Below are 9614 nucleotides of genomic sequence, written 5' to 3'. Positions count from 1 at the left end.
GCGGGAGACCAGTGCATCCACCACCGTTCGGGATGCGCCAGTTGACCAGGATTGGGTACAAGACTCACTCCTGCTCACTGACTAGGAACGGTAGAACGGGGTGATCCACACTGCGTCGACACCCAGTGTCCGCAGGTACCCCAGCCGCGCTGTGGCACCGGCCAGGTCCCCGACGCCGTCGCCGTCGCTGTCGGCGAAGGAGCGGGGGTAGATCTCATAACAGACGGCGTCCCGCCACCACGGGACGGCACGGTCCGCTCCGCCTGATCCGCCCGTGGCGGGTTCGGCGACGGCCGGGTTCGGGACGGGATTGCGCGCGTGGTCATCCGGATCCTCCAGCGGTCGAGGAGACGGGATGGTCACGGGCAGCGTGCGCCCGGTCTCCGCCGACCGAGTCGCTGCCTCAGCCACCGCGACGGCGGCCAGTCCGGCGCGAACGCCGGCCAGGGGGTGCCGCCGTGCGCCGCGCAGTGCAGCAGGTCGGTCATGGCCGCCCGCACGCTTTCGGCATAGATGTACGGCTTGCGCGTCTCGCTGCCCAGGTCGATCACGCAGTCGGCCCGATGCGGGACGACGCGCCTGATCCCGCGGCCGGAGGCCGGACGGTCCGAACCGGGCGACCGACACCGTGATCCGCTCCTGCCCGTGCGGACGCAGCCCGGGGACCGCAAGGAGGTCGTCCGCCCGCTCGGGCAGTCGCTCCCAGCGGGCGGCGCCCGCGTCGTCGGTCCAGGCGGTGACCGTCGCGAAAGTGGGGATCCAGCCGGTGACCCGGGGTTCGGCGAAGCCGTAGTCCAGGCGCATCAACTGCCGCTCGGCGCGGTGGGGCGTGGGTGAAGGAGTGCGTGTGGGTGGCCACGCTCCCGCGGGGGTGGGTGGCGGTGGCCACCACGATGTCCACCGGGCCGCTGGGTCGCCGCACCGCCATGCCCTGCACTTCGACCGGACCGCTGCCCATCAGGGCGCTCGTCGCGTCGAAGAAGTGCACGCCGTGCTCGATGTGGATGCCGCCGCTGCGCGCCGGGTCCCAGAACCAGTGGTCCGGGCCCAGGTCCTCGTCGGAGGCATCGTTCTCGAAGGCGAACTGCCGCAGCGGATACAGCAGCCCCTCCCCGCCGAGCCGCTGAAGCAGCCGCAGGATCAGGTTGTAGCGCAGCACGTGATCGACAACGAACACGCCGGATGCGCGCTCCGCTTCCTCGGCGACGTGGGCGGCGGCCTCGAGACTGACGGCGACCGGCTTCTCGCAGAAGACCCGCGACCCGCCGCCGACGTCAGGTCGGCACCTCGCCCGCACGGCGGTCGACACCACATCGACTGGCGCAGGGCCGCCGAACGGCCGCGTATCCATCTCGCGTGAATGGCACCAAGTTCAAACTGCATGTCTGTGCACGCCGGAAGGGCAGAAGGAACCGGACGACTCAAGAAAATCCGACGGCAATCCATCCGGGCTTCGCGGAAACTGCGCTCGAGGAGGGGAACATCCAAATCTCCGCGCATGTACGGGAATTACAACCGTTGAGGAATGCCGGAACCGGAGGCGAGGGGAAGTCCTTCGAAGAGGAAGGTCGAGCGCGTCGAGTCGAGCGGGTCAAGTCGCATACCCCGCGTGTCATCTCGTATGGCCTACGACCTGCTGAATCACCTCAACCGCGCGGGACAGGACACCCGCACCGGGCTCCACCTGTCAACCTCGATCCACCGCGTTAATTCTACTCAGGGGCGTCGGGCGGGTTCTGGGTATCAAGACCGTCCCCCGCTCCAAGGACGCCAAAGGTGATGCGGAGTGGGGCTCGTGGAGGGCTGCCAAAGAGCACTACCGGAAGGGCGGCCGCTCATCGCATGGCGGTGAACTTCTCCTCATGGTCGCAGAGTTGCCCACCCGGCGTCCCGGCAGCGAGCAGATCCAGAACGTCCCCGCCTTTCCGGAACCATTGTGGAACCGGCCCGGGGCGGGCGTTGGCGGCCACCAATGCACTGCCCGCGGCTAGGGCCTGCGCCACCGAAAGTGGCTCGCCGGGCTCCGGCAGACCGTGCGCGAGCATAGTGAACCTCTCCTCGTGAAAGGCCGGGCGATTTTTCCGGTTCGCAGGATTGCGCCATGCTTCCCGACGGCGCCGACTGGCCTTGCCCATGTGGTCGCCCCGTTCGTCGCGTCGTCGCCGGTGCCGAACGTGCCGGGCGCCAGCCTCTCCAGCGCGCTCAAGGGCGTCCCCATCTCCTGCATCCGGCTCCGGAAGGTACCCCTCAGGTACCCGGGGTGGCTGCTCTGAACTGCGATGATTGAATCGCTGGTACCCGAGCGGTAGCCTTACACGCATGGCAGCACTCAACGTGGAATTCTCCGATGCGGAGCTCGAGGACCTCCGGGCGATCGCAAAGGAGCAGGGCGTGCCGATGAAGACGTTCGTGAGGGCGTCCACCGCCGATGCGATCGCCCACCACCGGGCCCTCAAGGACGGCGCCGAAGTCTTCCAGCGGGTCTTCGCCGACCCCGCGCTGGCGGATGCCATCGCCGCCGCGGGCATCGACGACGGTCCGGATACGGGCACGGCGGGCAGGGCTGCCTGAACAATGGCACCCGCCATCCACATCGATGTCCGCTGGCTCCTGCAGCAGCATGAAGTGGCCCTCCCCGACCAGCCTCACATCAGCGACTTCTCGGCGCTCGTCGCGGCCGTGGTACGCCATCGTGTCGACCCGCCCCGCCTCGGCGTCGTCCCGGACGCCTCCTGGCGTGCGGCCGCGCTGCTGCACACCCTGCTCCTGCTGAGGCCCCTGCCCTCCCTCAACGTCCGCTACGCGTGCGCCGTCACTCTCGCCTACATGCACGCCAGTGGCGAGGGCCTCGACGCCCCCTACGGCGAACTCGTCGAACTGTGCAAGGACCTCATCGTCGGTAAGGACAACGTGTTCGGCGCCGCCGACAGGATCCGCTCCTGGCGCATCTGACCGCTAGACGGCGCCGCACCCTGACGCCCCCGTGCGGTGCAGGAGCTCCCGGGTCCGGTCGCGGGCGGGGCCCGGCGGGTACCGCCCGGTCAGACGGCCGGCGTCGGGGTCTCGTCCTTCTCCCCCGTGACGATGCGGCGGATCGTCTCGAGCGGCAGCTTCGGTGAACCATCGGGGAAGAGCAGGCCGTTGGTCTCCTGCGCGGTGTCCATGAACTGCGTGTAGCAGAAGCCAGCGACGGCCGGGCTCGACCGCAGCGCGCCGAACAGGTCGCCCAACAGCGCGGCGTACTGCGTGTCGGAACTGGTCCGGGTGTAGGAGAAGTCGCCGTCGTCGGCGCGCAGCGAGAGGCCGCCGAACTCGGTGATCATCAGCGGGGCGTCGCCCGCGGCGTACCGCTCGACCTGCTGGGGGGTGACCGCCAGCGCCCGCCCCTGCGGGCCCGGACCGGCCAGCACGGCTTCGAAGGCTGCGGCGTGACCGTAGCGCCGGGTGAGCTCTTCGGGGTCGGCGGAGTAGTCGTGGACACCGAGGATGTCACTGTCGGTGTGCTCCCACCCCTCGTTCGACACCACCGGCCGGGTCGGGTCGACGGCCCGGGTGAGATTCGCCAGGGCGATGGAGTAGTGCCGCTGCGCGGGATCACGCGGAATGTCCGACGCCCCCCAACTCTCGTTGATCGGCACCCAGGTGACGATCGACGGGTGGCTGCGGTCGCGCCGCACCAGGTCCAGCCATTCGCGGGTGAGCAACTTCACCGCCTCGGTGTTGAACTCGTAGGCGGCCGCGGTCTCGCCCCACACCAGGAGACCGAGCCGGTCGGCCCAGTACAGGAAGCGGGGGTCCTCGGCCTTCTGGTGGATGCGAACCGCGTTGAACCCCATCGCCTTGATCAGCTCAACTTCGCTGCGCAGCTCATCGGTCCCGGCGTTCGCGATCAGGGTGTCGGCGCGGTAGCCCTGGTTGAGCACCGAGCGCACGTAATAGGGGCGGCCGTTCAACAGGAAGGCGCCGCCGCCGACGCCGGCGCTGCGCAGCCCCACGTAGCTGTCCACCGTGTCGAGGACCGCGGAGGTCCCGGCGTCGCGCACGGTCACCCGCGCGTCAAGGAGGGTCGGCCGCTCGGGGCTCCACAGCAGGTCCTCGCGGTCGATCCCGTTGCGCAGTGCGGGGATGACGAGGTCGATCCGGCTGCGCGGGGTGCTGACCGCAGTGGTGCTCTGGGCCAGAGCCTCGCCGTCGAGGCTCAGCGCGACCTCCACCGTCAGCGGAGCGGTGGGCGCCGTGGCCAGGGTCATCTCGGCCAGGACGCCGCGCGTGGGGTCGGGGATCCAGGCCAGGTCGGCGATGTGCTGGGCCGCCACCGTCTCGGTCCATACGGTCTGCCAGATGCCGGTGGTCCGCTCGTACCAGACCGCGTGCGGGCGTTCCTGCCAGTCCTGCTTGCCGCGCGGTTGTGCCAGGTCGGCCGGGTCGTCCTCGGCGCGGACGACAAGCACATGTTCGTCGGCGCCGGGCCTCATCGCGCCGGTCACGTCGGCGGTGAACGGGGTCTGCCCGCCGACGTGTTCGGCCACCATGTGGCCGTCCAGCCATACCTTCGCCCGATGGTCGACGGCTCCGAAGTGCACCAGCGCCCGGTCGCCGCCGCTGACTGCGAGGACCTCGTGAGGTATGCGGCAGCGGTACCAGACCACCCGGCGCGGCCGGGTCTCGCCGACTCCGGAGGCGGGGGCTTCGGGCGGAAACGGGACGGTGATCTCCCGGTCGAAGCCGCCGGCCCCCTCCTCGGCGAACCATGCGTCGCGCTCGCCCGCGTCGGCGTCGTCGTACCCGAACTCCCAGACGCCGTCCAGGCTGTGCCACCGCTGCCGCTGCAGGATCGGCCTCGGATACGTCCCGTCCCGCTCGGTCGCCCTCACGAGCCCTCCTTCTGCCTTCTCCGGTATGCCCGGCACCAGCGTTCCTATAATCGACGTCCATCATCATGAGTGATCGTTTGCAACGATGCAAGGCCCGTCCGGAGCTCTGCGGCAGCGTGGCAGCCGGACGGCGCCGCCGGTGCGGCAGACTTTGAGAGCCGACTCGACGGGAAGGAGGCCGCCCAGTGGTCAGAGTGCGGATGCGAGACGTGGCCGAGCACGCCGGAGTGTCGGTGCGGACGGTGTCAAATGTGGTCAGTGGCTACGCACATGTCAGACCGGAGACCCGAGCCCGGGTGCAGCGCTCGCTGGACGAGCTGGGCTACCGGATGGACTACCTGGCCCGCGGCCTGCGGTCGGGCCGCACCGGTTTCATCGCCCTCGCGGTGCCCTACCTCGCCGAGCCCTACTTCGCCGAGCTCGCCCAGGCCCTCATCCGGGCCGCGGGCCGGCGCGGGATCACGGTGCTGGTCGAGGCAACCGCGGGCGACAGCGAGGTGGAGCGGCGGATCCTCGAGGGCGGCCTGACCAACGTCGCCGACGGCGTGCTGCTCAGCGCCCTGACCGTGCCGGCGGCCGACGTCGCCGCGACGAAACCCGACTTTCCGCTGGTCCTGCTGGGTGAGCACAGCGTCGGCGACCAGTTCCCGCGGGTCGGGATCGACAACGTGGCGGCCGCCCGCACCGCGGTGGAGCACCTGCTGGACCAGGGCTGCCACAGGATCGTCGCGCTCGGCCAGAACAGCAGCGAGAACGGCCGCCAACGCACGGAGGGCTACCGACAGGCGATGTCGGCGGCTCGGGTCCGGCGGGTGAACTGGCTGGTCGTGCCGGTCGAGGACTGGAGCAGGGATCAAGGCTACGCGGCCGTGCGGGAACTGCTGGAGGGCGACGGCCCACTGCCGGACGCGATCTTCGCCTTCAACGATGCGCTGGCCGTCGGAGCGCTGCGGGCGCTGGACGCCTCCGGTGTCCGGGTGCCCGAGGACGTCGCGGTGGTCGGCATCGATGCCATTCAGGAGTCGGCCTACACCCACCCGCCGCTCACCTCGATCGCCCCTGACCTGGACGTCATCGCCGAGCGTGCGCTCACCCTGCTGGAGAAGCAGATGCCGCGCCCCGCCGGGCCGGAGGAGGCCGCACCGTCCCAGGAGCCTCAGACCGGGCCTGCGACGGTGCCGCACGAGGCGACGCCCTTCCGGCTGGTGGTCCGCGAGTCCTCCTGTCGACGGCCCGCGGCACGGTGAGTGCCGTGCGCGCCGCGCGGCAGTCGCGGTCGTCCGCCCCGGGCCGGGCGGTTCGCAGCGGCGGCCACAGCCCACAGGAGTCACACGTTCCGTAGGGGTCGCTTGCCCTTGACATGCCGCGGACGCTGCGCTCGAGGGCCTCTTCGTGCCGACCTATTGCATCGTTGCAAATCGTGTGTCAGGGTCTGCGCCATCCAGTTCACATCGGAGTGACGAGGTGAAGACCCCCATGAGCGGAGCGCTGGCGCGCCGACGGTTCCTGGCCCTTGGCGGCGGTCTCGCCCTGACCGGAGGGCTCGCGGCGTGCTCCTCCCCGCTCGCCTCCGGCCTGACAGGCTCGCAGCCGAACACTGCGGACGTCATCTTCTGGAACCTTTTCACCGGCGGTGACGGCGCCAACATGGTGCTGATGGAGGACGCGTTCCGGAAAGCCAACCCCAACACGTCGGTCGAGGCGACCATCCTGGGCTGGGGCAGCCCCTACTACACGAAACTGGCACTGGCCACGGCGAGCGGCACTCCCCCGGACGTCGCCATCTCCCATCTGTCACGGCTTCCGCTGCTGGCCGCGTCCGACCTGCTGGAACCGATCACACAGACCGGGATCGGGGAACTGGGCGTCACCAACGACAAGTTCACCCCTGCGGCCTGGCAGAAAGCCACCGTGGACGGGACCGTGTACGCGGTGCCCCTGGACACTCACCCCTTCGTCCTCTACTACAACGTGGACCTGGCTCGCAAAGCCGGCCTCCTCAATCCCGCCGGTGACGGCCTCACCTCGCTCAAGGGCAAGGAGGACTTCCTGGCCGCCGTCAAGGCGATGAAGGAAGCGGGTGGCGCGCAGTACGGGGCGGTGATGTCGATCACCGCTGATCCGTCCACGGCGTGGAGATACTTCTGCATGATCTACTCCGGGCTCGCCGGACCGATCGTCACCCACTCCGGCACCCGGATCGCCATCGACAACGAGGCGATGCAGGAGACATTCGCCTTCATCCAGAGCCTCACCGCGGGCGGCCTGATGCCGAAGAGCCTCAACGGCTCCGGCGCGAACGCCCTGTTCAGCACCGGTAAGTCCGGGTTCCTCTTCGACGGCGAGTGGCAGATCCCCTCGTACCGGCAGGTCAAGAGCCTCCACTTCAACGTCGTCCCCTTCCCGGCGCTGCTCGGCCCGAAGCCGGTGGCGTACGCCGACTCACACGCACTGGTCATCCCACGCAACGCCCAACGTTCCGCCGCCCGCACCCGGAACGCGGCGCGGTTCATCAAGTCCCTGCTCGACAACAGCTCCGTATGGGCGCAGGGCGGGCACATCCCCGCGTGGCTGCCCACCCAGCACAGCAAGGCATTCCTCGACCAGTCACCACAGCGCAACTACGTGCAGGCCGCCTTCAACGCCCAGTACGACCCCGTCGCCTGGTACACCGGCGCGGGCTCGGACTTCCAGAACACTGTGGGCGCGACGATCATCGACGCCATCTCCGGGCGGCTCACCCCTCGGGGCGCGGTCTCCAGCATGCGCTCCGGCCTGAAGCGGTTCACCACGGCCCGACCGCCGGTCACGATGAAGTAGGAGGCAGCCACCATGACGACCCTCGTCTCGACGCGACCGGCACCCACGGCGCTCGCGAAGCCCCTGCCGCTCGACCGGCCGCCCCGCTCCGAACGAAGGGCCGGTGTGCTGCTCAGCGCGCCCTTCCTCGTGATCTACCTGGTGTTCCTGGTAGGACCGCTGCTTGTGGGTGTGGTGCTGAGCTTCTTCAACACCACCACCGTCAAGAACGGGCTGGGCGACTGGGTGGGCCTGTCGAACTACTCCGATGTGGTCGGCGACCCGCTGTTCTGGAACGCCATGTGGCACTCGGTGCTGTTCACCCTGTTCACCACACCGCCGCTAGTCGTCCTCGCGCTGGTCTTCGCCATCCTCGCCGCCCGCATGCCGCGCGGCCGGGTCTTCTACCGCCTGGCCTTCTTCGCGCCCTACGTCGTGCCGTCCTCCGTGGTCGCGCTGATCTTCCTGTGGATGTACACCCCGCAGATCGGATTGCTCCCCAAACTCTTCGGCGCCGTCGGACTGCCGGTGCCCGACTTCATCGGCAGCACCTCGGGCGGCTGGACCGCCGTGACGCTGATGACCCTGTGGTGGACCTTCGGCTTCAACTTCGTCCTCTACACCGCCGCGATCCAAGACGTCCCACCGGACGTCTACGAGGCGGCGGCGATCGACGGGGCGAGCCCCTGGCAGCAGATCCGCTTCATCACGGTACCGCTGCTCGGCCGGACCACAAGCCTGGTGGTGATCCTCCAGATCCTCGCCTCGCTCAAGGTCTTCGACCAGATCTACCTGCTTCTCGGCGGCGGACCCAACCAGTCCACCCGGCCGGTCATCGAATACATCTACGACACCGGCTTCACCTCCTACCGGGGCGGCTACGGCGCTGCCGCCACCATGGTCTATTTCGTCATCATCGTCGCGATATCGGCGGCCTGGTACGGGCTGCGGCGCCGGCGCGCGACCAGCACCGCGGCCTGAGCGGAGGACACCATGACCACCATCACCCAGCCGCGGCCCGCCGCGACGACGGCCGCGCCCGCGGTCGACGGCGCGAAACTCTTCAACCGGCTCTGCGGCGTGTGCCTGACCCTGTTCGCCCTGATCTGGCTGGTGCCCTTCGGCTGGGCACTGATCACTTCGCTTCGCTCCGACGGATCGATCACACAGGATCCGACCTCGCCGTTCGCCGGCGGCTGGTCCCTGCACGCGTACTCCTACGCTTGGGACAACTACCCGATCGGCACCTGGTACCTCAACAGCCTGGTCATCTCGACCCTCGCCGTGGTCTTCACCGTGACCTTCTGCTCGATGGCGGGCTTCGCGCTGGCGTTCCTCCGCTACCGCGGCCGGACTGTGGTGATGAGCCTGGTCGCGGCGGGGCTGATGCTGCCGACCGAGGCCCTGGTGCTGCCGCAGTTCATCGAGTACCGATCGCTCCACCTGCTCGGCACCTTCTGGGCCTTGATCCTGCCCTCGGTCGCAGCACCGGTGTCCGTCTTCGTCTTCCAGGCGTTCTTCCGCGGCATCCCGATGGCGCTGATCGAGGCCGCCCGCATCGACGGGGCGAGTTGGTGGAGGGTTTACGCAACGGTCTGCATGCCCATCTGCCGTCCGGCCCTGTCCACCGTCGCCATCCTCACCTTCATCACCTCCTGGAACTCCTTCCTGTGGCCCCTGCTCGTCCTCAACCAGACCAAGTCCCAGACCATCCCCGTCGGCCTGGCCTCCCTGATCAACAACAGCAACATCCAGTACGCCGAGGTCATGGCCTCCTCCGTCCTGGGCTTCCTGCCGCTCGTCGCGGTCTTCCTGGTCTTCCAGCGGCAGATCGTCCAGGGCATCGCGACGACGGGGATCAAGTAACGGGGATGGTCTGGGACTTGGTCTGGTTGAGGACGAGCAGGGGCCACAGGAAGGAGTTCCAGGAGGTGATGAAGG

8 protein-coding genes and 1 pseudogene are annotated in these 9614 nt (G+C 69.0%); 6 read left to right on the top strand and 3 right to left on the bottom strand.

Features of this window, described 5'->3' with window-relative positions:
• Positions 1–84: 84 nt before the first annotated feature.
• Positions 85–339, bottom strand: a pseudogene (locus ACWDA7_RS46710) (alpha-amylase family glycosyl hydrolase); the annotation flags it as partial.
• Between the two features lie 208 nt (positions 340–547).
• Entirely contained in the window at positions 548–1351 is an 804-nt protein-coding gene (locus tag ACWDA7_RS46705; RefSeq protein ID WP_450613510.1) for a Gfo/Idh/MocA family protein, read from the bottom strand.
• Positions 1352–2319: 968 nt separating this feature from the next.
• Between ACWDA7_RS46705 and ACWDA7_RS46700 the strand changes: the two genes are divergently transcribed.
• Together ACWDA7_RS46700 and ACWDA7_RS46695 are read left to right on the top strand one after the other, a co-directional pair.
• Positions 2320–2571 (top strand): hypothetical protein, encoded by a 252-nt coding sequence (locus ACWDA7_RS46700; RefSeq protein WP_450613509.1) that lies wholly within the window; start codon positions 2320–2322, stop codon positions 2569–2571.
• 3 nt (positions 2572–2574) lie between these two features.
• Positions 2575–2952 carry a toxin Doc gene (locus tag ACWDA7_RS46695; protein WP_450613507.1) on the top strand — a complete coding sequence of 126 codons (378 nt, stop codon included), beginning with the start codon at positions 2575–2577 and terminating at the stop codon, positions 2950–2952.
• Positions 2953–3041: 89 nt separating this feature from the next.
• Here ACWDA7_RS46695 and ACWDA7_RS46690 read toward each other — a convergent pair whose 3' ends face one another.
• On the bottom strand, positions 3042–4874 hold the full coding sequence (locus tag ACWDA7_RS46690; RefSeq protein WP_450613505.1) for a glycoside hydrolase family 2 protein: 1833 nt from the start codon (positions 4872–4874) through the stop codon (positions 3042–3044).
• A 185-nt stretch (positions 4875–5059) separates the two neighbouring features.
• Between ACWDA7_RS46690 and ACWDA7_RS46685 the strand changes: the two genes are divergently transcribed.
• The 4 genes from ACWDA7_RS46685 to ACWDA7_RS46670 all read left to right on the top strand — a co-directional run bounded on the left by ACWDA7_RS46685 (position 5060) and on the right by ACWDA7_RS46670 (position 9539).
• A complete protein-coding gene (locus ACWDA7_RS46685; protein ID WP_450613503.1) occupies positions 5060–6121 on the top strand; it encodes a LacI family DNA-binding transcriptional regulator in 1062 nt (353 codons plus the stop codon).
• Between the two features lie 229 nt (positions 6122–6350).
• Positions 6351–7694, top strand: coding sequence for an extracellular solute-binding protein (locus tag ACWDA7_RS46680; RefSeq protein ID WP_450613501.1), 1344 nt, complete (start codon positions 6351–6353; stop codon positions 7692–7694).
• Positions 7695–7706: 12 nt separating this feature from the next.
• Positions 7707–8654, top strand: coding sequence for a carbohydrate ABC transporter permease (locus ACWDA7_RS46675; RefSeq protein ID WP_450613499.1), 948 nt, complete (start codon positions 7707–7709; stop codon positions 8652–8654).
• Between the two features lie 12 nt (positions 8655–8666).
• Entirely contained in the window at positions 8667–9539 is an 873-nt protein-coding gene (locus ACWDA7_RS46670; RefSeq protein ID WP_450613498.1) for a carbohydrate ABC transporter permease, read from the top strand.
• Positions 9540–9614 lie beyond the last annotated feature (75 nt).

The organism is Streptomyces sp. NPDC001156 (assembly GCF_053598275.1).
Note: the sequence above shows the minus strand (reverse complement) of the source record. Positions and strands in the feature narration are given on the sequence as shown.

Bases quoted from the DNA above. Each gene is read 5' to 3' on its own strand.
- ACWDA7_RS46675 (WP_450613499.1), top strand. From the start codon at position 7,707: ATGACGACCCTCGTCTCGACGCGACCGGCACCCACGGCGCTCGCGAAG.
- ACWDA7_RS46695 (WP_450613507.1), top strand. From the start codon at position 2,575: ATGGCACCCGCCATCCACATCGATGTCCGCTGGCTCCTGCAGCAGCAT.
- ACWDA7_RS46705 (WP_450613510.1), bottom strand. From the start codon at position 1,351: ATGGATACGCGGCCGTTCGGCGGCCCTGCGCCAGTCGATGTGGTGTCG.
- ACWDA7_RS46680 (WP_450613501.1), top strand. From the start codon at position 6,351: ATGAGCGGAGCGCTGGCGCGCCGACGGTTCCTGGCCCTTGGCGGCGGT.
- ACWDA7_RS46670 (WP_450613498.1), top strand. From the start codon at position 8,667: ATGACCACCATCACCCAGCCGCGGCCCGCCGCGACGACGGCCGCGCCC.
- ACWDA7_RS46700 (WP_450613509.1), top strand. From the start codon at position 2,320: ATGGCAGCACTCAACGTGGAATTCTCCGATGCGGAGCTCGAGGACCTC.